This is a genomic window from Pedobacter sp. MR2016-19, from assembly GCF_014947265.1.
In the GTDB taxonomy this organism is placed as follows: Bacteria; Bacteroidota; Bacteroidia; order Sphingobacteriales; family Sphingobacteriaceae; genus Pedobacter.
This window is the reverse complement of record NZ_JADCNK010000006.1, coordinates 47,648-70,212: the sequence shown is the minus strand read 5'-3', so window position 1 is coordinate 70,212 and position 22,565 is coordinate 47,648. Positions and strand designations below refer to the sequence as shown.

Annotated in this window: 21 protein-coding genes and 1 pseudogene; 15 read left to right on the top strand and 7 right to left on the bottom strand. The window is 37.8% G+C overall.

From position 1 onward, the window contains the following. Positions 1 to 33: 33 nt before the first annotated feature. The 11 genes and pseudogenes from IM793_RS25115 to IM793_RS10455 form a co-directional block, all read left to right on the top strand. Positions 34 to 1,449 (top strand): annotated as a pseudogene (locus IM793_RS25115) (SEC-C metal-binding domain-containing protein); the annotation flags it as partial. 225 nt (positions 1,450 to 1,674) lie between these two features. Further along, a complete protein-coding gene (locus IM793_RS10500) occupies positions 1,675 to 2,052 on the top strand; it encodes a PEGA domain-containing protein (protein ID WP_193421122.1) in 378 nt (125 codons plus the stop codon). A gap of 341 nt (positions 2,053 to 2,393) precedes the next feature. Next, a complete protein-coding gene (locus IM793_RS10495; RefSeq protein WP_193421120.1) occupies positions 2,394 to 3,866 on the top strand; it encodes an IS4 family transposase in 1,473 nt (490 codons plus the stop codon). Positions 3,867 to 4,192: 326 nt separating this feature from the next. Continuing rightward, positions 4,193 to 4,636, top strand: coding sequence for an SPOR domain-containing protein (locus tag IM793_RS10490; RefSeq protein ID WP_193421118.1), 444 nt, complete (start codon positions 4,193 to 4,195; stop codon positions 4,634 to 4,636). After that, a complete protein-coding gene (locus tag IM793_RS10485) occupies positions 4,623 to 5,807 on the top strand; it encodes a M20 family metallopeptidase (RefSeq protein ID WP_193421116.1) in 1,185 nt (394 codons plus the stop codon). Before IM793_RS10490 ends, IM793_RS10485 begins: the two co-directional genes overlap by 14 nt. A 118-nt stretch (positions 5,808 to 5,925) precedes the next feature. Then, entirely contained in the window at positions 5,926 to 6,867 is a 942-nt protein-coding gene (locus IM793_RS10480) for a hypothetical protein (RefSeq protein WP_193421114.1), read from the top strand. A 59-nt stretch (positions 6,868 to 6,926) separates the two neighbouring features. Further along, entirely contained in the window at positions 6,927 to 8,495 is a 1,569-nt protein-coding gene (locus tag IM793_RS10475) for a serine hydrolase (RefSeq protein WP_193421112.1), read from the top strand. A gap of 18 nt (positions 8,496 to 8,513) precedes the next feature. Then, a complete protein-coding gene (locus tag IM793_RS10470; RefSeq protein ID WP_193421110.1) occupies positions 8,514 to 9,173 on the top strand; it encodes an SGNH/GDSL hydrolase family protein in 660 nt (219 codons plus the stop codon). Positions 9,174 to 9,347: 174 nt separating this feature from the next. Further along, positions 9,348 to 11,324 (top strand): DNA primase, encoded by a 1,977-nt coding sequence (gene dnaG, locus IM793_RS10465; protein WP_193421108.1) that lies wholly within the window; start codon positions 9,348 to 9,350, stop codon positions 11,322 to 11,324. A gap of 250 nt (positions 11,325 to 11,574) precedes the next feature. Continuing rightward, positions 11,575 to 11,940, top strand: coding sequence for a YraN family protein (locus IM793_RS10460; protein ID WP_193421106.1), 366 nt, complete (start codon positions 11,575 to 11,577; stop codon positions 11,938 to 11,940). Beyond that, complete coding sequence (locus IM793_RS10455) at positions 11,918 to 13,000, top strand: glutaminyl-peptide cyclotransferase (protein WP_193421104.1); 1,083 nt, start codon at positions 11,918 to 11,920, stop codon at positions 12,998 to 13,000. The genes IM793_RS10460 and IM793_RS10455 overlap by 23 nt, the downstream gene beginning before the upstream one ends. Before the next feature lie 105 nt (positions 13,001 to 13,105). Here IM793_RS10455 and IM793_RS10450 read toward each other — a convergent pair whose 3' ends face one another. The 4 genes from IM793_RS10450 to IM793_RS10435 form a co-directional block, all read right to left on the bottom strand. Then, a complete protein-coding gene (locus IM793_RS10450; protein ID WP_193421102.1) occupies positions 13,106 to 13,636 on the bottom strand; it encodes a DUF4251 domain-containing protein in 531 nt (176 codons plus the stop codon). Between the two features lie 117 nt (positions 13,637 to 13,753). Continuing rightward, positions 13,754 to 14,365 (bottom strand): carboxypeptidase-like regulatory domain-containing protein, encoded by a 612-nt coding sequence (locus IM793_RS10445; RefSeq protein ID WP_193421100.1) that lies wholly within the window; start codon positions 14,363 to 14,365, stop codon positions 13,754 to 13,756. A 91-nt stretch (positions 14,366 to 14,456) separates the two neighbouring features. Beyond that, positions 14,457 to 14,798: a TfoX/Sxy family protein gene (locus IM793_RS10440; RefSeq protein WP_193421098.1), complete on the bottom strand. Its 342-nt coding sequence runs from the start codon at positions 14,796 to 14,798 to the stop codon at positions 14,457 to 14,459. Beyond that, the gene (locus IM793_RS10435) at positions 14,795 to 15,346 is read right to left on the bottom strand and encodes a hypothetical protein (RefSeq protein ID WP_193421096.1); all 552 of its coding nucleotides are present in this window, start codon (positions 15,344 to 15,346) and stop codon (positions 14,795 to 14,797) included. Before IM793_RS10435 ends, IM793_RS10440 begins: the two co-directional genes overlap by 4 nt. 138 nt (positions 15,347 to 15,484) lie before the next feature. On the opposite strand from IM793_RS10435, the gene IM793_RS10430 reads away from it, so the two are divergent. The 4 genes from IM793_RS10430 (at position 15,485) to IM793_RS10415 (ending at position 19,450) form a co-directional block, all read left to right on the top strand. After that, entirely contained in the window at positions 15,485 to 16,093 is a 609-nt protein-coding gene (locus tag IM793_RS10430) for a ribonuclease HII (protein WP_193421095.1), read from the top strand. A 22-nt stretch (positions 16,094 to 16,115) separates the two neighbouring features. Next, on the top strand, positions 16,116 to 17,318 hold the full coding sequence (locus tag IM793_RS10425) for a glycosyltransferase family 4 protein (protein ID WP_193421093.1): 1,203 nt from the start codon (positions 16,116 to 16,118) through the stop codon (positions 17,316 to 17,318). A 259-nt stretch (positions 17,319 to 17,577) separates the two neighbouring features. Continuing rightward, positions 17,578 to 18,657 carry a glycine cleavage system aminomethyltransferase GcvT gene (gene gcvT, locus IM793_RS10420; RefSeq protein ID WP_193421091.1) on the top strand — a complete coding sequence of 360 codons (1,080 nt, stop codon included), beginning with the start codon at positions 17,578 to 17,580 and terminating at the stop codon, positions 18,655 to 18,657. Between the two features lie 73 nt (positions 18,658 to 18,730). Beyond that, positions 18,731 to 19,450 (top strand): 2-phosphosulfolactate phosphatase, encoded by a 720-nt coding sequence (locus IM793_RS10415; protein ID WP_193421089.1) that lies wholly within the window; start codon positions 18,731 to 18,733, stop codon positions 19,448 to 19,450. A 145-nt stretch (positions 19,451 to 19,595) separates the two neighbouring features. On the opposite strand, the gene IM793_RS10410 is transcribed toward IM793_RS10415, so the two are convergent. From IM793_RS10410 to IM793_RS10400, 3 genes are all read right to left on the bottom strand, one after another. Beyond that, positions 19,596 to 20,513: a hypothetical protein gene (locus tag IM793_RS10410; protein ID WP_193421086.1), complete on the bottom strand. Its 918-nt coding sequence runs from the start codon at positions 20,511 to 20,513 to the stop codon at positions 19,596 to 19,598. 73 nt (positions 20,514 to 20,586) lie between these two features. Then, positions 20,587 to 21,381, bottom strand: coding sequence for a M12 family metallopeptidase (locus IM793_RS10405; protein ID WP_193421085.1), 795 nt, complete (start codon positions 21,379 to 21,381; stop codon positions 20,587 to 20,589). 314 nt (positions 21,382 to 21,695) lie between these two features. Further along, a complete protein-coding gene (locus IM793_RS10400; RefSeq protein ID WP_108197491.1) occupies positions 21,696 to 22,466 on the bottom strand; it encodes a patatin-like phospholipase family protein in 771 nt (256 codons plus the stop codon). Between the last annotated feature and the right edge of the window lie 99 nt (positions 22,467 to 22,565).

Sequence of the window (22,565 nt, the reverse complement as noted above, 5' to 3'; positions counted from 1 at the left end):
GCGGTTAATCCTGAAACGGGGCAATTAGAGCCAAAAGCTGGCCGTCCGGTATTGGTGGGTACCACTTCTGTAGAGATTTCAGAGTTATTAAGCCGTATGCTTAAACTCCGCGGAATTAAACATAATGTATTAAATGCGAAAATGCACCAGAAAGAGGCTGATATCGTTGCCGAAGCTGGTCAGGCAGGAACCGTAACCATTGCAACCAACATGGCTGGTCGTGGTACCGATATTAAATTGGGTGCAGGTGTTAAAGAAGCTGGCGGTTTAGCCATTGTAGGTACTGAGCGTCACGAATCCCGTCGTGTAGACAGGCAGTTACGTGGTCGTGCAGGTCGTCAGGGCGATCCGGGTTCATCTCAGTTCTTCGTTTCATTAGAAGATAACTTAATGCGTTTATTTGGTTCAGAGCGTATTTCTGGTATCATGGTGCGCATGGGTATTGAGGATGGTGAGGTGATTCAACACTCTATGATTACCAAATCTATCGAGCGTGCACAGAAAAAAGTAGAAGAAAACAACTTTGGTATCCGTAAACGTTTATTGGAGTACGATGATGTGATGAACTCACAGCGTACCGTAATTTATGCTAAACGTAAAAACGCTTTATTTGGCGAACGTTTAGATGTGGATATGAACAATATGGTTTTCGATGTTGCTGAAGATATCGTAAGCGAATATAAACAAGAAGCAAATTATGATGGTTTCAAACTGGAAGTCATTAAAAACTTCTCTTTAGATACGGCAATTACCGAAAAAGAATTCTCTTCAACCAATATCCCTCAGTTAACTGAAAAGTTATTTGAAGAAGCAGAAGCATTTTATGCACGTAAATCAGAAGCCATTATTCAACAATCGTTACCGGTATTAACCCAGGTGTACGAAGAGCGCGGAGAGCATATTGAACAGATTGTGGTGCCGTTTACAGATGGGATCCGTGGTATCCAGGTAGCGGTTGATTTGAAGAAAGCAATCGACAATAAGGGAAAAGAGGTCGTTCGTTCATTCGAAAAAACCATTGTTTTAGCCTTGATCGATGATAGCTGGAAAGAACATTTACGCGAAATGGACGATTTGAAACAATCGGTACAAAACGCAGTTTATGAGCAAAAGGATCCATTGGTAATTTATAAAATGGAAGCTTTCAACTTATTTAAAAACATGCTTAACGCGGTTAATAAAGAGGTAGTAAGTTTCTTATATAAAGGTGGTATCCCGGTTCAGCAAGAGCCAGACCAGGTTAGAGAGGCACCAACCCCGGTAAAACAACCGAAGTTGCAAACTACTAAACAGGAATTTGGCAGAGAAGAGCCAGGTATTGAGTTTGGCGATACGCGTGAGGCTGTTCCACAACAACCAATCCGTAAGGAAGCAACTGTTGGTAGAAATGAACCTTGCCCTTGCGGTAGCGGTAAAAAATACAAAAACTGCCACGGCGCGAATTTATAATCAATACATATAATAGCTTATTGAGCCCCGATATTTTTGTCGGGGCTTTTTTTTAAACTAAATTTTTAATTCTCAAATTAACCCTTATATTTAAGGACGGTTAATTTGAAATTGGTAGGCAATTTCTTGCTGACTAATAAACTTAAAAATGGAATCCGGAACCATAAAAAACGGGGCGTAACTGAAAAGCCATAAGAGTAGGAAACACACACAAACACACACAAAATGAAAAGAATTTTAAACATTGCCGCTGTTTCAGCGACATTGCTGCTATCGAGCTGCGCCACTGTTTTTACGGGTACAAAACAAACCGTTCAAATCAATTCTAATCCTCCGGCCGCTACTATCGAAGTAGATGGGGTTAAAGCAGGGGTAACACCTATGGCAGTACCCTTAAAAAAAGGATTTACCGGACAAACCATCTCGTTGAAACTTGATGGTTACGAAACCAAAACATTTAATCCCGTAACTACCTTTAATGCCGTATCTGTGGTAAATGTATTATTCATTCCTGGTTTTATTGTTGATATTGCTACAGGTGCAATGATGAAATACGACCCGACAGTGTACGAATTTACCTTAGAACCTAAAAAGTCGAATTAATCATAACTTACTTGAAATAATGCTAAAAACCCAGGTTTCGAAAAAGAATCTGGGTTTTTTTATTGGAATCATCGCATGGTTGATCGTCATTTCGACTGAAGCGTACCGATTTTTTATCGGCAGCGGAATGGAGAGATCTTTAAATTAACATTAAGAGCCTTTTTAAATTTTTATAACAAATATAATGGCCTTTTGCTGTCACCCTGAGGGATAATTTATTTTATAAAATCAATATTAAAGATATATCTTTTTGGCAAATGGTAAGTTGCGCGAGATCGTCATTCCCAACTCGATTGGGAACCACGGAGTGCTCATGAATGCCTTTGAAACAAGGGAAACTTATGAATAATCTTAAAGCGCTTGCATTACGATTCCCGCGCATGCCTATCGTGTGGACACATCTTTTTATTTACTTTGCGCTTGATATGCATCGAGAATTTACAGATTTAGGGGATCACCGTTTACTTTTAAGATGGAATAAGATTTTAAATGACCTTTTTAGCCGGAGTGTTCATTCGATACGGCAACTTACAGATGATGATTCCTCTGCGAAAGGCTTCTACCGTTTTCTCCTGAATGAACGGATAAGCGAGGATGAACTCTTGTCCAACCTTATTTGGAACTGTAAAGCAGCATGTTCAGGCAGATATGTTATCTGCTTTCAGGACACTACAGAGATTAACCTTAGCAGTCACGGGAATAGGATAAATAAAACCAGTGGCCTAGGTACCACCAATGCAAACAAAGTTAAGGGGCTTGGCTTTTTTATACATCCAAGTCTGGTTGTAGATGCAGAGAACTGCATTCCCTATGGTTACTCTGACATTAAGATATGGAACCGACCGCTTGAGTTTAGCTCAAAATTTGAGCGTCAGTACCAATCGCTACCTATAGAAGAGAAGGAATCCTATAAATGGATCGAGGCTTCGAACAATACCAAATCTGCATTAAGCGATGTTGTAAAGGGTATGCTGATCGTTCAGGACAGAGAGGGGGATATATATGAACAGTTTGCACTCATTCCAGATGGACACACCGATCTATTGGTCCGGGCAAGATCTAACAGAACGCTGGCCGATAAGACCAAGCTTTTCGATTGTCTTTCCGCCTATGAGTCAGCAGGATACTATGAACTTCCTGTAGCCGCCAAGGGAAAACGGAAAAAGCGGACCGCTAAAATAGAGGTCAGGTATAGACCTATCGAAATAAAAAGTACAAAGGGTACCAGCAAGGGGCTGCCCACTACAGTACCGCTCTTTATGGTAGAGGCAAAAGAGGTTGGCTATGCAGGAGAGGACAGTATCTGCTGGAGGTTGCTGACTACCCTTCCTATAGAAAGTATCGAAATGGCAAAGGCCTGTATAGAATGGTATAGCTGGCGATGGACTATAGAGGAGGTATTCAAAATACTTAAGAAAGAGGGATACAACATAGAAGCATCGGAACTTGAATACGCCTCTTCGGTTAAAAAGCTTTCTATATTGATCATGGAAGTGGTGATCAAACTGTTTCTCATGAGACTCTCCTATGCAGAGCCTGAAATAGAACTGTCAGCAGATTCCTGTTTTACTGCCCAGGAACAGGAGTTTCTTGATCATCGGATAATCCGTCTTGAGGGGAAAACGCAAAAGCAGAAAAACCCATATCAAGCAAAAGACCTAAAGAGATATGTATGGGCAATAGCCAGACTTGGTGGATGGAAAGGCTATGAAAGTAAGAGGCACCCAGGAATTACTACCCTTTGGATAGGTATGAAATATTTTAAAGCCTCAATGCAGGGCTGGGATATCCACAGAGATGTGTCCACACGATAGGCGCAAGCGGTAATGACGGCCGTGCTAATGGATTCTCTGTCTATGGTAGCGTAGTCGATTGCTTTATTAATGCGTTTAAATAGTCTTCGACTACGCTCAGACTGACATACAAAATAAATTTTATTTAATTTTTAAACGGATCTAACTATTTAAAAGATTTCTCGACTTCGCAGCGCTCCGCTCGAAAGGACGAACCAAAACCTCCCAAATAATAACTATTTGCTTAACCCATAAAGAATGCCGATTTTTGCAACGATTTCGGCATTCTTGTTGTTAAGAAGAAGTGAGACGATACATCTCCTCATCAAATGCCAATTATTTTGCTCATGAAAACTACAATAACTTTTATATCTTGCTTATTTCTTACCATAACTGCTTTTGCACAAAAGGGCGAAGTAACCGTTATAAAAGATCCTTTAATCGATAGTTTAATTGCCAAACGGTTGCAAGTTTATAAAACTTCAGGTGAGGTAAAACCAGGCAAACCAATTGTTTCTGGCTATGGTTACCGCGTACAGATTTTTTATGGATCAGACCGGCGTGAAGTTTTTAATCAGCAGGCACGTTTTAAAGGACTATATCCTCAGTTAAATACTTACCTCACTTATAAAGAGCCTAACTATTACGTTCGGGTGGGCGATTTTAGAAGCCGTTTAGAGGCACAGCGCCTTATCAATGAACTCAGACCAACTTTCCCTACTCTGTTTATTTTTAGGGAAAAAATAAATGCACCAACTTTAGATACCACTACAACCAATGATCAAAAATAAAGTACAGGAACTGGCCGCTCACATTTTTAACGATGTAGTAGGTTATCGTCAACATATTCATGCCAATCCCGAATTATCGTTCAAAGAATTCGAAACCTCATTGTTCATCAAGGATAAATTAAATAAATGGGGAATTGAATATACCGACTGTGCCAATACAGGCGTAGTAGGTTTGATTAAGGGAAACCTGGCCTCTGACAAAGTTATTGCCTTACGTGCCGATATGGATGCATTACCTATCCATGAAGCAAATGATAAACCTTACCGTTCCAAAAATCATGGCGTAATGCATGCCTGTGGACACGATGTTCACACTTCGTCACTTTTAGGGACAGCGTATATTTTAAACCAGCTGAAAGATAATTTTGGAGGTACCATTAAACTGATTTTTCAACCCGCTGAAGAACTTTTGCCAGGTGGAGCAAGCATCATGATCAAAGAAGGTGTACTTGAGAATCCAAAACCAAATTATATTGTTGGTCAGCATGTAATGCCATTAATTGATGCCGGTAAAGTGGGCTTCCGTTCGGGCATTTACATGGCTTCGACAGACGAACTTTATGTTACCGTAACCGGGAAAGGCGGTCATGGCGCACAACCACACCAAAACATTGATCCGGTTGTAATCGCTTCACATATCATTATTGCTTTGCAACAGGTGGTGAGCCGCAATGCCGATCCACGTATTCCATCAGTGCTGTCTTTTGGTAAAGTAATTGCCAACGGTGCAACCAATATTATTCCGAATGAAGTAAAAATTGAAGGAACATTCAGAACTTTGGATGAAGACTGGAGGGATGAAGCGCACAAACGCATGAAAAAAATGGCCGAAGGCATTGCCGAAAGCATGGGCGGAAGCTGCGATTTTGATATTCACAGAGGATATCCATTTTTAATTAACGAAGAAAAATTAACGGCAAATGCAAGAGCCTTTGCTGAAGAATTTTTAGGTAAAGAAAATGTAGTCGATTTAGATATCTGGATGGCTGCCGAAGATTTTTCTTTCTACTCGCAGGTAACAGATGCCTGTTTTTATCGTTTAGGTACTGGGAATGCAGCAAAAGATACACAATATTCAGTACATACACCAAGGTTTGATGTGGATGAAGACGCCTTAAAAATATCAACCGGATTAATGGCTTATATTGCTTTAAAACAACTAGGAAATTAGGATGGAAAATGTAAATAGTTAAGATGGATGATGGGGGAGTTCAAGTTCCATCATCTATCTTCAATCATTCGTTTTACATTTTCCATCTCACATTTTCCATTTTATATACCTTACTTGCATGAAAAAAGTATTTCTGTTTTTACTGTTAACATCGCTCTTTTATAAAGGTTTTACGCAGGAAATCAACCGTTTTAATCCGGATACCATTAAAACCATTGTACTCGATTCAGCTGTAAATATTAAGGCCGAAAAGTTGAATGTAGAAACATTTATCAGAAAGGTGATGTATGATACTTCCTTTTATCAGTCGTTTAGGGATATGAAACGTTATACTTTTATAGCCGAAAACCGGATTTACAGTTACGATAAAAAGAACAAGGTTGATGGGAAAATATACCGTAAAATCCGTCACAACAATAGCGGACCTTATAAAATGGAATACCTGGTAAAACAGGATACCGGAAAAATTTACAAGAAAAACGGAAAGTACCAGTTATATACCGTAGAAATGTTCGATTACATTTTTATGAATGCTTATAATACTGATTTTGTACCTAATGCACCCAAACCTGATGGAAAAGGTGGAACAAATGAAAGTTATAAAGACAAACTGAAAACCTTGATTTTTAATCCAGGCAGACCTGTAAAAGTGCCCTTTATAGGCAGTAAAACTGAAATATTTTCGGCCAATATGCGTCAGTATTACGATTATGGATTCACTAGTGGTACTTATTTAGATTCTATTCCGGTGTACCGTTTTAAAGTTTCGGTAAAACCCGATTTAAGCAGTTGGACCAAGGATGGTATAATGATCAAAGAACTGGTGACCATTTTCGATAAGCGCAATTTTAATATTCTCGGGCGCTATGTCGACATGAAATACAGCAACATGCTGTTTAATTTTGATGTGCAGATGAATATAGAAATGGGTTATTTTGGAGAGGATAAATTACCAACCAAAATAACCTATCAGGGTAACTGGGATTACCCTTTTAAAAAAGAAGAAAGAGCAAGTTTTTTAATCGTACACAAAGATTATAAACTCGAAAAGGGCAAATAAGGATTCAACTATCGCCTAAAAGATTTATTATCTTTAAACGATTATTTAAACCGATTAATATGCAACTTTTTTCTTCTGTAAAATTCAAAATATCCATTGCTTTATTGCTGTTTTTGGGTATCCATGTGCATGCACAGGTGCTAACTTCAAAACAGATCGATAGTGTTGTGGAAAAAACACTTACCACCTTTAATGTTCCCGGAATTGCGGTTTCTGTAATCAAAGATGGTAAGGTTATTCATTTAAAAGGTTACGGCGTAAGTTCCATCAAAACAAATAAAAAGGTTGATGAAAATACTCTTTTCGGCGTCGCATCCAATACAAAGGCTTTCACCGCAGCCGCTTTAGGTATGCTGGTTGATGAAAAGAAAATTACCTGGGATACTAAAGTGACCGATGTAATTCCTGAGTTTAAAATGTACGATGCCTATGTAACCAGTGAGTTTACCATCCGCGACCTGCTTACTCACCGCAGTGGTTTAGGTTTGGGTGCAGGCGATTTAATGATCTGGCCCGATTCATCAACGGTAGATAAAAAGCAACTGATTCACAACCTTCGTTATCTAAAACCTGTTTCCTCTTTCCGTACCAAATTCGATTACGATAATCTGATGTATATTGTTGCAGGCGATATTGTATCCAGGGTTTCAGGAACAACATATGAAAATTTTATCGAAAGCAGAATCATAAAGCCCTTAGGTATGACGAAAACTGCGGCTTCATGGTATCGTTTAAAAGATAAATCGAATGTAATTGATGGCCATGCACCATATGAGGGCAAGTTAATCCCTGTGGGATTAAGTTTTGGCGAGATTGCGAACGCAGCAGGCGGTATCTATTCAAACGTAACCGATATGAGTAAATGGGTTCAGGCGATGATTAACGGCGGTAAATATGGCGAGAAACTTGATCAGAAATTATTTAGCGATGCTGTATCCCGAGAACTATGGACTCCTCAAACCATTATAGTAGGCGGCAATCAGGGCAGCTTTAACAGCTATGGATTGGGTTGGTTTCTGAGTAACGTGAATGGTAAGTTCCAGGCTAGCCACACCGGTGGTTTGTCAGGGATCGTAACGCAGGTAACGATTTTACCAGAATTAAAATTAGGCATTATTGTTTTAACCAATCAACAATCTGGTGCAGCTTTTAGCGCGATCACCAATTCCATTAGAGATGGTTATCTAGGGATAAAAGGTCGGGATAGAATTAAGTCGTCTAATGATAGCCGCCTTGCCGATGAAAAAGAAGCTAATGAAATGGTGACCAAAGTTTGGGCAGATATTGCTGCTCAACAAAAAGCAATTTCAACCAAACCTGATGTTAAAAGCTTTTATGGAACCTATCATGATACTTGGTTCGGTGACGTTACTATAAGCGAAATAAATGGCAAAATGCATTTTCAGGCTAAAAATGCACCAAAACTGAGAGGTGACATGACTTACTATAAGGGAAACACCTTTATTGTAAAATGGTACGACAGAAGCTTGGATGCTGATGCCTTTGTTAATTTCAGTTTAGATAACAATGCCCTGGCCGATGGTTTTAAAATTGATGCTATTTCTCCATTAACCGATTTCAGTTTTGATTTTCAGGATCTGGATTTTAAAAAGACCGATAAAAAATAACCTAACCAATTATACACGATGAAAACAGTAATAAAAACAAGTATTTTACTAAGCTTTTGCTTAATTGCATTAACCTCAATGACATTTAAACCAAAACGAATTATCTTTTTCGGCGATTCGATTACCCAACAGGGTGTTTCTAAAAATGGATATGTAACCCTGATCAAAAAATCACTCGATTCTACCAAATACGACGTAATTGGTGCAGGTATAGGTGGCAATAAGGTTTATGATCTTTATCTGCGTTTAGAAGATGATGTTTTGAACAAGAAACCCGATTTAGTAGTGATTTATGTGGGTATTAATGATGTGTGGCATAAACAATCTTCTCATACCGGAACCGATTATGATAAATATTTAAAGTTCTATCAGGCTTTGATCAATAAAATCCAGGGTGTAGGCAGCAAAGTGGTATTGGTTACTCCATCAGTTGTTGGCGAGAAAAAAGATGGTACCAATGAGTTAGATGCCGATCTGAATAAATATGCTGCTGGCATCAGAGAATTGGCTGCAAAAAACAACCTTCCGGTATGCGATTTAAGGAAAATTTTTGCTGAATACGAGGCGAAAAATAATCCTGAAGATAAAGAAAAAGGTATTTTAACCGTTGATAGAGTACACCTGAACGAAACCGGTAATAAATTGGTGGCTGATCAGTTATTAACTTTGGTTAAATAATAGGGTTTTAAACCGCAGAGCCCGCAAAGCATTTCGCAAAGAACACAAAGAAATTTCTCTCTGTTCTTTCTCTATTATCTTTGTGGTTAAACAAGCCGATTCGTCATTGCGAACCGAAGAAAATATATTTTACATTAAAAAGAAAGGTAAAAGCCCCTTAAGGGGTTTGGGGTTATGATAAACCGCGAAACGATAGATAAGATAATGGATACCGCCCGTATTGAGGAGGTAGTTGGGGATTTTGTGCACTTAAAAAAACGCGGAACCAGTTTAATTGGCAATTGTCCTTTCCATGGCGAAAAAACCCCTTCCTTTCACGTATCTGTGACTAAAGGCATTTATAAATGTTTTGGTTGTGGTAAAGGGGGCGATTCGGTGCGCTTTATTATGGATCATGAAAAATATTCATATCCGGAAGCACTTAAATTTTTAGCCAATAAATACAATATAGAAGTTGAGGAAGCCGAATTAAGCCCGCAGGACGCCGAAGCACAAAGCGCTAAAGAAAGCCTTTACGTAGTTTCGCAATATGCCGCTGCGTTTTTCGTAAAACAGCTTTGGGAAACAGATGAGGGCAGGGGCATAGGTCTGAGCTATTTTAAAGAGCGTGGTTTTAGAGAAGATATCCTAAAAAAATTCGAGGTTGGTTATTCTCCTGATGTGTGGGATGCGATGACGCAAAGCGCAACCAATGCAGGTCATAAATTAGAGTTTTTAGAAGCCACCGGATTATCGATCAAAAACGATAATGGTAAAATTTACGATCGCTTTCGCGGTCGGGTAATGTTTCCTATCCATAACTTTACTGGCCGGATTATTGGTTTTGGTGGAAGAACGTTAAAAACGGATAAAAACGTTCCAAAATATGTAAATTCTCCTGAAAGTGAAATTTACCATAAATCGAATGTGCTTTATGGTTTGTTCCACGCCAAAAAAGCCATCCGCGATCTGGATAACTGTTACCTGGCTGAAGGTTATGCTGATGTACTTTCTGTCCATCAGGCCGGAATAGAAAACGTAGTGGCCTCATCAGGTACTTCGTTAACGGTAGAGCAGATTAAACTGATTGGCCGTTTTACCCAGAATATTACCATTTTATTTGATGGCGATGCTGCTGGTATTAAAGCCTCACTCCGTGGCTTGGATATGATTTTGGAAGAAGGACTGAACGTTAAAATCGTTTCCTTCCCCGATGGCCACGATCCTGATTCTTATATGCATCATGTGGGGGCCGGGGCATTTAAAACCTATCTTGAGGAGAATAGAAAAGATTTTATTTTATACAAGGCGAATGTGCTGCTTAAAGATGCGGGCAACGATCCGATCAAACGGGCAGGTATTATTCGCGATATTGTAGAAAGTATTGCTAAAATTCCAGATCCTATCAAAGCATCTGTTTTTATCCGTGAGTGTAGCAGTTTGCTCGAAATTGATGAGCATATCTTACTGAGCGAATTAAATAAAATGCGTTCGGCTAAGCTTAAGAAAAGTTTTGATAACAACCAGCGTGCAGCACCTTCTTCAAGCCCAAAGCAATATTCTTCGGGTGCGCCAGAACCGCTTGGTCCGCCAGATGATTTATGGGATGACAGCGTAGGGCCATCAGAACAACAAGCTGTTGATGATGATGAACCTCAAGAAAAAGAAATTCTACGTTTAATGTTGGCTTATGGACATATGCTAGTTACTTGGGATCAGAACGAAGATTTATACATAGGATCTTTTATATTACAAAATCTTACTGATGTTGTATTTAAAAGAAGTCTTCATGATAAAATTATCAAATTGTATTGGGAAAAGGCTGAAAAAGGTCGTTTGCCTACAGAAAAAGATTTCACTCAAAATAGTGATCGGGAAATTTCTGATCTAGCAATAACATTATCTACTAGTAAGTATCAATTAAGCGAAAATTGGTTAAACAGACATCTTATCTATGTTAAAGATGAATCAATGGACTTAAAAAAAACAATTCTTGGAGGGATTTATCACCTTAAAAAAAATAAAATACAAGTGATAAAACAAGGTATTCTTTCAGAATTGAAGAATGAAAAAGATTCTTCTAAACAGGAAGATTTAATGATTAGGTATTCAAATATAAAAAGAATTGAGAAAATTATAGCTGATTTCATGGGGGCTATAATAGTTGAATAATTAGTTGCTAAAGATGATTTAATAAAAATGATCAATTTTTATAGATTATTTTTTGGATATATGTAGTATCGTCACCCTGAATTTATTTCAGGGTCTTTATAGCAGGAAAGATGCTGACCACGCAGTAGCTATTAGGCCTTTAAAACAATAAAAACTGCTAATAATAAATTCAGCATGACGATAGACTAGAATGAGAAGCTAAATATCATTATAGTGAAAATATTAATCAAACTCTAATATTTAATTAGATATGGCACTTCACAATGATTTAGGTAAAGAAGGCGAACGGATTGCAAGGCAATATCTGGAAGATAATGGATACGAGGTTTTAGATGAAAACTGGACACATGGTAAGGCTGAGGTCGATTTAATTGTATATAAAAACGGCATTATGGTTTTTGTAGAGGTTAAATCCCGGAGCTCAATTGCTTTTGGTGAACCGGAAGAATTTGTACACAAAGCGAAACAAATTCAGATGGAATTGGCCGCTAATGCCTATATTGACATCATGAATCATCAAAATGATATCCGTTTTGATATTATTGCGATTACCTTTACAAAAAATAAAAATTATAAATTAAACCATATAGAAGATGCGTTTTGGCCTGAAGATTAACCCCATTAAAAGTTTCTTATTTATCGGAATTGCACTTGCATTCGTGAGTTCTTGTAAAGACAGTTCTACCACAACTTACCGTAGTTTTCTTTCTCCGATGACTGGCCTTAATGTGCCATCAGGAAACGAATTTGATGTAAAAGTGCAGTTTGGAGCTGAACCCAAAGTAGATTCTGTAGTTTACCTGATCGATACTGTTAAAGTAGTTTCAAAAACCGATACTTCAGCCATCAAACTTAAAACAGCGGGTTTAAAATTGGGTAATCACCTGTTAACGGCTAAAATATTTGGAGATGGGAAGTCAGAGGAGTTAACTTCAAATATTAATGTTTTAGCGGCTCAGGCGCCAGTTGAGTATACTTATAAAGTGATTAAGACCTTGCCTCACGATACCTCTTCGTACGTAGAAGGTTTAGAATACCATGATGGCTTTTTCTACGAGAGTGCCGGCGATTATGGCCATTCGAGTCTGCGTAAAGTAGAACCATTAACAGGTAAAATCCTTCAGAAAGCAGATTTGGATAAGCAATATTTTGGTGAGGGCATCACAGTAATCGGCAATAAAATTATTCAGTTAACTTATCGCGAAAAAGTAGGCTTTGTTTATGATAAAGCTACGTTTAAAAAAATATCTGAATTTTCCTACACCACCGGCAGAGAAGGATGGGGCTTAGCTTTTGATGGCGATAAAGTATTGAATACGGATGGTTCCAACACGATCTTTTTTCTGAATAAGGATACCTATCAGAAAATTGGTTCGATTGATGTTTTTGATAATAAGGGGCCGATTCAAAATCTGAATGAACTTGAAATTATTGATGGTAAAATTTATGCAAACGTATACACAACCAATGAAATCATGATCATCAACCCAGAAACCGGCGCCGTTGAAAGCAAAATTGATTTATCTGGATTATTACCAGCTGATTACTTTAAAACTGAAGATGAAAAGGCCAATAATGTATTAAATGGAATTGCTTACGATAAGGCAGGTAAAAGGCTTTTTGTAGCCGGTAAAAAATGGCCACATATATTTCAGATCGAACTGATTAAGAAATAAGTATGGTCGTCATTGCGAGAAGGCTTTTTCAGCTGACGAAGCAATCTTTCTCGCCAGCATTGAAAGATTGCTTCGTCGTTCCTTCTCGCAATGACGATTTACGTATTAATCCTGTTTCTTCGGCTCGTCTAAATAACCATTAAAAATAATGGGCTGTTTATTCATGCTGCTGGCTGTTAGCGAAGCATAACCATTGGTCGAAATATTAATGGTAAATTGATAATTTTCTCTTGGTACATCCTTTGTATTAATCTGGATAATATAGGTTCCTTTTTTATTTTTCGATTCCTTGTAGGTGAAATTTTTTGAGGTAAATTTAATACCACCTTGTGTCGGATCCATCGGAGCAGAAAAAGATCTTCCAAAATAAGGAAGATAAGCAACAACACTGTCTTTAGTAACCTTTACATCGTATTGCGATCCCGACAGGTTTATTGAAGAGCCCCCCTGACTGCCTGGCATCATTGCTAATACTCTATTAACATCATTGTTTGACATCGGCAAGGCTGAGTTGGCAATAAAAGTATAATTTTTATCTGCAACGATTTTCACTGTAGTTTCTTTGTCAGTTTGGGCAAAAGAATGAAATCCTAACAAAAGAAATGCGATGCTCAATATTAAATTTAAACGTTTCATAATGTGTGTTTTAAATGTGTAACAATTTAAAGATGCACAAACTTGAAAGATTCCATAATAGTGCCAAAAAATGGAAAGTAGGGTGAATTTAACAATTTTAGTTTTTATATAAAGGATTTACCTTTTCAGATAACTTGATTTATACAAAGGATTACTTTTTTCAGTTTCCGAAGCACCCAGTATTGTGAATTTAAATAACCCTGCAGGAAGGTCATTCAGTTCTATTTCTCCGTTTTCGTTTGTCATTAACGTAATTAAACTTCCACCAGGATTTTTACCGCCTTTAACAATTATTCCTCCGATTGGCGATCCTGCCACCCTCGATTTGGGATTAGTTGAAGGTACTGAAATGATAAATTTATAATTCCCTATGCTGGCATTATTAAATTCTATTTCTCCATTTTGGTTGGTCACAAGTGTAATGGTGTTGCCCCCCGGGTTTTTGCCAGCTTTAACTACAATGCCGCCTATAGGTTGCCCTGCAACGAAACTTACCTCACCAGTAGTTACATCCAGTTTACCTTTAATAGCTTTCATAATGCAAGGGAAGTGAGATTCCGGGTAATTTAATTTACAGTAATCGCAATAATGTCCCTCTGGGGCCTGATTTCTTAAGGATTGCGTATTTGTTTCTTTCCTTTCTGTTGATGTACTGATTCTTTTAACCTGAGCCTGGATGGTGAATGAAATGCATAGCAGAAATGCTGCTATAATAGCTCGTTCTTTCATAATATTTGATTAGTTAATATAAAATTAATCAAAAAATATGGCTCTTGCTAGTTTTTGAACAGCGGGATTGGGCAATAGATTGTGTTTATGGTTATTTCTTTTTTGATGCTTTGGCATAGGGGTTGAAAGCCAGGGCACGGTCAACCCAGAAATCAAGCTCATCATTCCGGCTTAAAACATCTTCTGAAACCGAAATGTAGCCCTTCATAAGTATGCCGCCCATTACCATTTGTTGCCAACCGTCTTTATGCGATAGGTTTTCTAAAGTGGCTGGGTCAAGCCTCACCATGATGCTGTTCTTAGAAACACCAATGCACATTTTACCGTTCACCATAAAAATAAGTCCACCGAACATCTCTTTTTCCGTCACATCTTCTATGTGCATTAACCGTTCGGCCACTCGGAGTGTAAGGGCTTCGTTGTATATTCTCATAATTCATCTGTATGGTCTATTGAAACAAATTTGATTCCCTTTGAGATAAAGAAATCTTTAAGCATGCTAAATTTTTCCGTACAATTTTCACCTGTATTTATTTTTTTTGAGCTAAATTTCATACCCATGCAATCGAAGCAAATTTCGATATAAGCCATTACTTTTCTCTGATTGTTAAAGAATAAGATGGCATTGTGCGGATCATAGCAGGACATTCTTTCTACAATTACTCCATACTTTTTAGATCTGTAGCCATAGTTAAAAAGTAAATCTGTCAGTTTATTAATGCCTGCTTTGGATAGTCTGATTTCCTCCTTTACCATTCCGGCAGCTAAAATTCCTTTTTTAACTGGCAGATGGCTTGAAAATTCTGATATTGTATCTTGAAAAGATATTAAAGAAATGAGCGCTGTCTGGTTAAAAGGATAAAGCAGTTGCCTTTGGGAAGGACTATATTTATCTCTGTGTACACATTTAGAATTGTACTCCATTAACTTTGATTCCTCCTCTATTGAAAGATTTTTTAGAGGACCAAACTGTGCAATCACCGAATGACTGATAAATAACATCCATATTACGTTAAGAAATCTGAGCATATAGTAAGTATAAGGTGATGCAGGTTTAATTAAAACAATTTAATCTTTTAACATTCCTTTAGCAAAAAATAAATTAATTAAATTTGCAATATGCTATTAAACTGTTATCAGGAAGAACTGTTAGAGGCTGGATGTGATGAAGCTGGAAGAGGTTGCCTCGCAGGCCCTGTTTTTGCTGCAGCGGTTATTTTACCAAAAGGTTTTGTGTTAGAAGGATTAAATGATTCTAAGCAGTTATCGCATGAGCAAAGAGCGCTGTTAAGGCCAATTATTGAACAAGAGGCTTTGGCCTGGGCCGTAGCTTCTTGTGATCATGAAGAAATCGATCGCATTAACATTTTAAATGCATCATTTTTGGCCATGCACAGGGCGATTGAAAAATTACATACCCAGCCCCAATATCTGGTGATTGATGGCAATCGTTTCAAAACCTATCCGCAGATTCCGCATAGCTGTATTGTTAAGGGCGATGGTAAATATTTAAACATTGCGGCGGCTTCTATACTGGCAAAGACTCACCGCGATGAATACATGACCAATTTACATATCGATTATCCACATTATAACTGGATGCAGAATAAAGGCTATCCCACAATAGCACACCGTAAAGCCGTGATCGAAATCGGGTTATCGCCCTTTCACCGCAAAACTTTTAATGTAAGCGATCCTCAGTTGGATCTGTTTTCAAAAAACGCCTAAAATTTCGTAATTTCACAGCATTGTGAAAATTCTGTTGATTACCAAGCGGATTCCCTTTCCGCCAAATAGTGGTTACCCTATTGTGGTTTACAATACCATAAAAGGCTTACTACAACTTGGTGCAGATATCACTTTGTTTAGCCTCAACCCGACAAAAGGAAGGATTGATATCGAAGATATCTACGATCCTATTTTTGAACAGATTAAATACCATACCTGTGATTTAGATACCGATGTAAATGTATGGTCGGCATTTTTTAATATTTTCACCAACGAATCTTATAATGTTTCCAGGTATTATAGTGAAGATGCCGCAAGTCAGTTAGAAAACCTCTTACGCGAAAATGCATTCGATGTTATTCAATTTGAGGGACTTTTTGTTGTTCCTTATCTGGATGTGGTTAAGGCAAACAGTAATGCCAAGCTCATCTATCGGGCACACAATATCGAATTTACCCTTTGGGAACGTCTTTCTCATTCAGAAAAGTTTCTCATCCGGCGCAAGTATTTAGCTTTTCTAGCCCAGCGGCTCAAAGCATATGAGACCGATCAGATTAATCGTTTCCATCATATTTTTGCCATTAGTGAGCCCGATCGCCAAAGTATATTAAGGTTTGGTTGCGAAATTCCGATGTCGGTTTTTCCGGTTGCAATCGATTTAGAAAAATATAAAGTAGACAAAACCAAAACCAGTTTTCCTACGCTGTTTCATTTAGGTGCAATGGACTGGAGGCCAAATCAGGAAGGATTAGAATGGTTTTTAGATGATATCTGGCCCGATATTGAAAAACTGAATAAAGACCTTCGTTTTTATATCGCGGGGAAAAATATGCAGAAACATTTCTTCGAATATGATTCAGAAAACCTGATTGTAGAGGGAGAAGTTTTCGATGCGGTAGAATTTATGAATTCTAAAGCAATTATGATTGTTCCTTTAATTTCCGGCACCGGAATGCGGGTGAAGATTATTGAAGGCATGGCCATGAAAAAATGTATCATTGCCACCACTACTGCGGCTGAGGGAATTAATTGCAGGCACGGACATGATATTTTAATTGCCGATTCTGCAGATGAATTTTACCGGTCGATTTTACAGTGTATCATTAACCCAAAACGTTGGGTCGAAATAGGAGAGAACGCTCGTAAGACTGTCGAAAATGATCATGGTGTGCATTTAATCTCCAGTAAAATGCTGAAGATTTACGAAGAATTGGTGGGTGCATAGGTAGATTTATGAGTTGACAACTTTAATAGGCATTAAGAGTGAAAGTTGTCAACTCTGAAATGTGATAAGATAGATGCTAAAACAAGTTCAGCATGACGGATGATTAGAAAAATCATCTAAAAACTCCTTAAAATTAACCTCAAAATTTTGTCTTTTTCTTAGTACTTTTGCACCCCAAGAAGAATAACGAATAAAACTGTCATAATTCACAGAATATCAGCTATACTGGCTTCATTATCATAAAAAATAGAATTTACGGATGAAAAACACCGCATTAACAGAAAAACACATCGCTTTAGGCGCTAAAATGGTTCCATTTGCAGGTTACAATATGCCTGTTACGTATGAGGGTATTAATGCCGAACATGCAACTGTTCGTAATGGTGTAGGTGTTTTTGATGTAAGCCACATGGGCGAATTTATTCTTAAAGGTGAAAACGCATTGGATCTTATTCAACGTGTAACCAGCAACGATGCTGCTAAATTATACGATGGAAAAGTTCAGTACTCTTGCCTGCCAAACAAAGATGGCGGTATTGTAGATGATCTTTTGGTTTACAAAATAGATGATAAAACCTATATGTTGGTGGTAAATGCATCAAACATTGAAAAAGACTGGAACTGGATTCAGCAGTTTAATACAGAAGGTGTAGAAATGCATAATATTTCTGATCAAACTTCTCTTTTAGCCATTCAGGGACCAAAAGCGGCTGATGCTTTACAAAGCTTAACCGATGTTGATTTGGCTTCAATGGAGTATTATACTTTTGTAAAAGGTACTTTTGCTGGTATTGATAATGTGGTTATTTCTGCAACGGGTTATACCGGAGCTGGTGGCTTCGAGATTTATTTCGAGAACCAATATGCAGATCAGATCTGGGATGCTATTTTTAAAGCGGGTGCGCCATATAACATTAAGCCAATTGGCTTAGGTGCCCGCGATACTTTGCGTTTAGAAATGGGTTTCTGCTTATACGGAAATGATATTGATGATACTACTTCACCAATTGAAGCTGGTTTAGGCTGGATTACTAAATTTTCTAAATCTTTTACCAATTCGGAGGCATTATTAGCCCAAAAAGAAGCTGGTATTCAAAAGAAATTGGTTGGTTTCGAAATGATCGACCGTGGTATTCCGCGCCATGATTATGAAATTGCTGATGCCGAAGGAAATATTATCGGTAAAGTAACTTCCGGTACCCAGGCGCCTTCTTTGCAAAAAGCAATCGGTATGGGTTACATTGCAAAAGATTTCACTAAAGAAGGAACTGAAGTTTTTATTTTAATCCGCAATACGCCAATTAAAGCTAAAGTGGTTAAGTTTCCTTTTTATAAATAGATAAGTTGCCAGTATCAAGTAGCAAGATGGAATTTGTCTTGCTACTTGATACTTTATACAGGATACTAAACCTATGTCAAAAAAAATAGAAGTTTGTTTAACGCCAGCCTTGATCGATTTATATGATATCGAACAAAGTATTGTAGTGGTTATCGATATTTTGAGAGCTACCTCCTCTATTACTTATGGGATAGATAATGGTGCTGAAGCGATTATTCCGGTGGCCCAGGTGGAAGATTGTTTAAACTATCGCGATAGCGGATTTTTATTGGCAGCAGAACGAAATGGAGAGGTAGTTGCAGGCTATGATTTCGGCAACTCGCCATTCTCTTATACCCACGAAAAAGTAAACGGAAAAACAGTCGTTTTAACCACTACCAATGGAACCAAGGCCTTACATTTGGCGCAGAAAAGAGCTTACCAGGTTGTGATCGGATCATTCCTTAATTTAGATTCGCTTTGCGATTATCTGAGAAGCCAGGATAAAAATGTGCTTTTGTTGTGTGCTGGGTGGAAAGATCAGTTTAATTTAGAAGATACCCTTTTTGCCGGTGCCGTAGTGAATAATCTCCGTCAGAATTTTGAACATTTTGATGATTCCAGCGTGGCTGCTGAAGATTTGTATTCTTTGGCTAAAGCAGATCTGAGAAAATACCTTCACAAATCATCGCATAGCCATCGCTTGGCTCAGTTGAATATAGAGGAAGATGTTGTTTTCTGTTTGCAGCTAAATCTGTGCAAAACAATTCCGGTATTGGAAGGTGAACGTTTGGTGGCCTTAAAAACTAATTAATATAGTCCTCGTTTGTAACGAGGATTGTGGAGAACCACATTTGTAATGTGGTTGCATCAGTCACAAGAGTTGTTTCCTCTCGGCGATCAAATCGCCATTCTCTTTTATCCTCGTTTCAAACGAGGACAATGAGGTAGTCTTAAAATTAAAAGCTGAAATTTAGCCCTAATAATATTGCATTTTTTCTAAAATTTGCACCATTAAATTGAGTTTCCTCTGTTGCCCGGCTATTAAAATAAGCTTTATCTACACCAGAGTAAGTGTTGATATTATTGATCTTATAGTCAACTTCTACCTGTAAACTATTGTTCAATGGTACAGCAAGATTGATATCGCCACTTAACGAAAAGGAATTTGCCTTATGTGTAAAGCTTACAGGTTTTGCAAAATCGGGAATTAAATTCCAGTTGGCTTTTGCCGAATAAGTATAAAAACCGCCTAATACTGTAGCACCTATACTGAATTTCTGCATTTTAAGAACGAGTTCTGTTCCAAAATCGAATCCTTTATATCTTGCTTGATATGTAGAGTTTAAGCCTTTGCTGTCAGGGTTATTTGCACTTTCTAACAGATGGGATTTTTGTTGATGGTATGAAAGTCCAACAATTGGATTGATGTTAAATTGCCCTAATTTTAATAGTTGATAGCTGAACTGTAAATCGGCATCATATAAGTAACCTTTATTTGCGTTAAGGAGATCGTAATAAAAAGCATTTTGCCTGTTGTCATCTGCATAATCGGTATCCTCTGCCTCACCCTTTGTTATGCTGCTGTATTGGTTGGTGGCTTTAACATTGAACCGCCTGGTAATATTATATTTGATGTCCAGGCCAAAACCAGGCCCTTTAAGATTTTTCCAGATCAGTTCTGATAGTACATTTGGACTGGTTCCGGCCGCATTGCCGGCAATAGACCAATCGAATTTAGATTGCTGGAGACCGATATAAGGTTTTACGCTCCACCTGTGAGGGGTGTCTTGTGCCGATACGACTTTACAGGATAAGATAAGGATTGAGCAGGTTAAAAATTGTTTAAAAAAGGAAATCCGCAAAGCGATCTGCATATCTAATTTTTATTTTATAGCAGTAAAATACACATAGTGATCAATTATACCACTATGTGTAATTGTTTCATTTTTAAAATGGATATACTGTGGCAATAAATGTTTTATCAGTAGGAGATAGTACAGTATTCCATCCCACTTCGTAATCACCGATGGTTAATTCGTTTGGAACCGCATAGTGCATGATCGAATTTTTATCATAAGCACTATAATTGGTTTGGGTAGTAGTGTATTTTGCAAATAAGGCATTATCTACCTCTGCCTGGCTCCAGTAATTTGGAGCAGCTGCGTAATAAGCATAAACAGCAGGTTTATCCCAGGGTATAGCGACTAATGGGTGTTGGTGTTCATGGATCAATCCTAAGGCGTGGCCAAACTCGTGGATTACTACCCGGCTATATTCAGATTCTGCTGTGCTTGTAGTAAACCAGCCGTAGTTCATGGTAGCACCGGTGCTAGGCGTTGATTTCCCGATATAAGACCAGGATCCATCTCCATCTACAAAACTTACCCTGATTTTAGCTGTATTGTCGTTTGTTACAAAGTTGAATTTAATGTTGGCATATTGTTCCCAAGCCTTTGCGTATTGGATTACTTTAGCCCTGATGGCTGCTGTGCTTCCGTTTAAACTTACCTTGATTGTAGTTCCTGTAGTCCATTTTGTAGATTTTAGCACTGCGCCTCTTGGGGTAGTGCCATCTAAAGATCTTTCTGTGCAGATCTGAATATTACCAAGTGGATTCACGGTAGCTATTTCTGGTTTTTCTAAATCTGCAGTTTCTGTAGGCCTTTCTTTTTTACAAGCGTATAATACTGTAGATAGGGCAAGTGCGGTTAATAAGGTTTTATTTAATTTTAAAAATTTCATGTTTAGGTTGTTTTTAGGTTAATAATGATCTGATTTTTGACTGAAAGTCATTTAGAAAATAGTGAATACAGGAATTCTTCTTCTTTGGAAAAGAATAATTTGGTTGAAAAACATAATAGACATTTAGGTTAATTTCCTCTGCGTTTGCAAAGTACAATCCTAAAGTAAAGTAATATTATATCAACACCAAGAAAATTGTAATATTTTTATTGCGTACGTGTATTTTTTAAACTCAATAAAATAGATAATTTAATTTATTTTATTGTAGTTTTAATACTGCAAAAAGCAGGCGGTAGACCAGTAAATACGATCAATTACTTCGTGATCAGTTCAGAGATTGTAGGACTATTTTTAATCGTAATCAAGGCTTCTTCGTGCGCCAGCCAATAAATATCTTCAGCACGTTTCATATCAAACGTACTAATGGCCCCTAAACCTTTTGGTTCGATTAATACATTACAAAATTTAGCCTTTCTTTCCATATCGTGGTTGATCGACATGATACCTGCGCGGCCCATTAAATTGGTAATACCTGTAATTTTATCAACTGGCTTTAGGTGGTTACAGGATGAGCCTATAATGAAATCGCATTCATCCATTAAAGGTTCGACCGGGAAATTATTTAAAATGCCGCCATCCACATACATCTGACCATCAATCATAATGGGTTTAAAAATGCCAGGTATACAACTAGAGGCATGAATGGCTCTGATAAGCGGCCCTTTTGTAAAATAAACCAACCGTCCTTCACTAAAGTTTACGGCGGCAATGGTTAAAGGTATTTTTAGTTTTTCAATTGAATCTTCCGGAAAATATTCTTTTAAAATTAAAGCAGTATTCTCAATATTAATTAATCCCAAAGAACCTACTGCCGGGCGTACAAAGCGCCAGAGCTTCGTTTTGAGGAAAATATTTAACCCTTCTTCCGGATCTATACCAGCTGCAAAAAAGGCTCCGGCTATGGCTCCTGCACTTGTTCCACTAATGTGACTAAAGGTAATGCCCAAATTGCTAAAGGCTTTTAAAACCCCTAAATGAGCTATTCCCCTAATGCCTCCACCTGATAATACAATGCCAACTTTCATAGATTTAATTTAGTATGATTACTTAAAAGTTCAAATGATCAATTTTATTGCTTAATTGTTGTATTGTTTTGGCCTTTAAAACTGATAATTAAAAACAGC

Bases quoted from the DNA above. Each gene is read 5' to 3' on its own strand.
- IM793_RS10445 (WP_193421100.1), bottom strand. From the start codon at position 14,365: ATGAAAGAACGAGCTATTATAGCAGCATTTCTGCTATGCATTTCATTC.
- IM793_RS10495 (WP_193421120.1), top strand. From the start codon at position 2,394: ATGAATAATCTTAAAGCGCTTGCATTACGATTCCCGCGCATGCCTATC.
- IM793_RS10415 (WP_193421089.1), top strand. From the start codon at position 18,731: ATGTCAAAAAAAATAGAAGTTTGTTTAACGCCAGCCTTGATCGATTTA.
- IM793_RS10400 (WP_108197491.1), bottom strand. From the start codon at position 22,466: ATGAAAGTTGGCATTGTATTATCAGGTGGAGGCATTAGGGGAATAGCT.
- IM793_RS10405 (WP_193421085.1), bottom strand. From the start codon at position 21,381: ATGAAATTTTTAAAATTAAATAAAACCTTATTAACCGCACTTGCCCTA.
- IM793_RS10500 (WP_193421122.1), top strand. From the start codon at position 1,675: ATGAAAAGAATTTTAAACATTGCCGCTGTTTCAGCGACATTGCTGCTA.
- IM793_RS10490 (WP_193421118.1), top strand. From the start codon at position 4,193: ATGAAAACTACAATAACTTTTATATCTTGCTTATTTCTTACCATAACT.
- IM793_RS10430 (WP_193421095.1), top strand. From the start codon at position 15,485: ATGCTATTAAACTGTTATCAGGAAGAACTGTTAGAGGCTGGATGTGAT.
- IM793_RS10410 (WP_193421086.1), bottom strand. From the start codon at position 20,513: ATGCAGATCGCTTTGCGGATTTCCTTTTTTAAACAATTTTTAACCTGC.
- gcvT (WP_193421091.1), top strand. From the start codon at position 17,578: ATGAAAAACACCGCATTAACAGAAAAACACATCGCTTTAGGCGCTAAA.
- IM793_RS10455 (WP_193421104.1), top strand. From the start codon at position 11,918: ATGCGTTTTGGCCTGAAGATTAACCCCATTAAAAGTTTCTTATTTATC.
- IM793_RS10440 (WP_193421098.1), bottom strand. From the start codon at position 14,798: ATGAGAATATACAACGAAGCCCTTACACTCCGAGTGGCCGAACGGTTA.
- dnaG (WP_193421108.1), top strand. From the start codon at position 9,348: ATGATAAACCGCGAAACGATAGATAAGATAATGGATACCGCCCGTATT.
- IM793_RS10475 (WP_193421112.1), top strand. From the start codon at position 6,927: ATGCAACTTTTTTCTTCTGTAAAATTCAAAATATCCATTGCTTTATTG.
- IM793_RS10485 (WP_193421116.1), top strand. From the start codon at position 4,623: ATGATCAAAAATAAAGTACAGGAACTGGCCGCTCACATTTTTAACGAT.
- IM793_RS10460 (WP_193421106.1), top strand. From the start codon at position 11,575: ATGGCACTTCACAATGATTTAGGTAAAGAAGGCGAACGGATTGCAAGG.
- IM793_RS10450 (WP_193421102.1), bottom strand. From the start codon at position 13,636: ATGAAACGTTTAAATTTAATATTGAGCATCGCATTTCTTTTGTTAGGA.
- IM793_RS10470 (WP_193421110.1), top strand. From the start codon at position 8,514: ATGAAAACAGTAATAAAAACAAGTATTTTACTAAGCTTTTGCTTAATT.
- IM793_RS10480 (WP_193421114.1), top strand. From the start codon at position 5,926: ATGAAAAAAGTATTTCTGTTTTTACTGTTAACATCGCTCTTTTATAAA.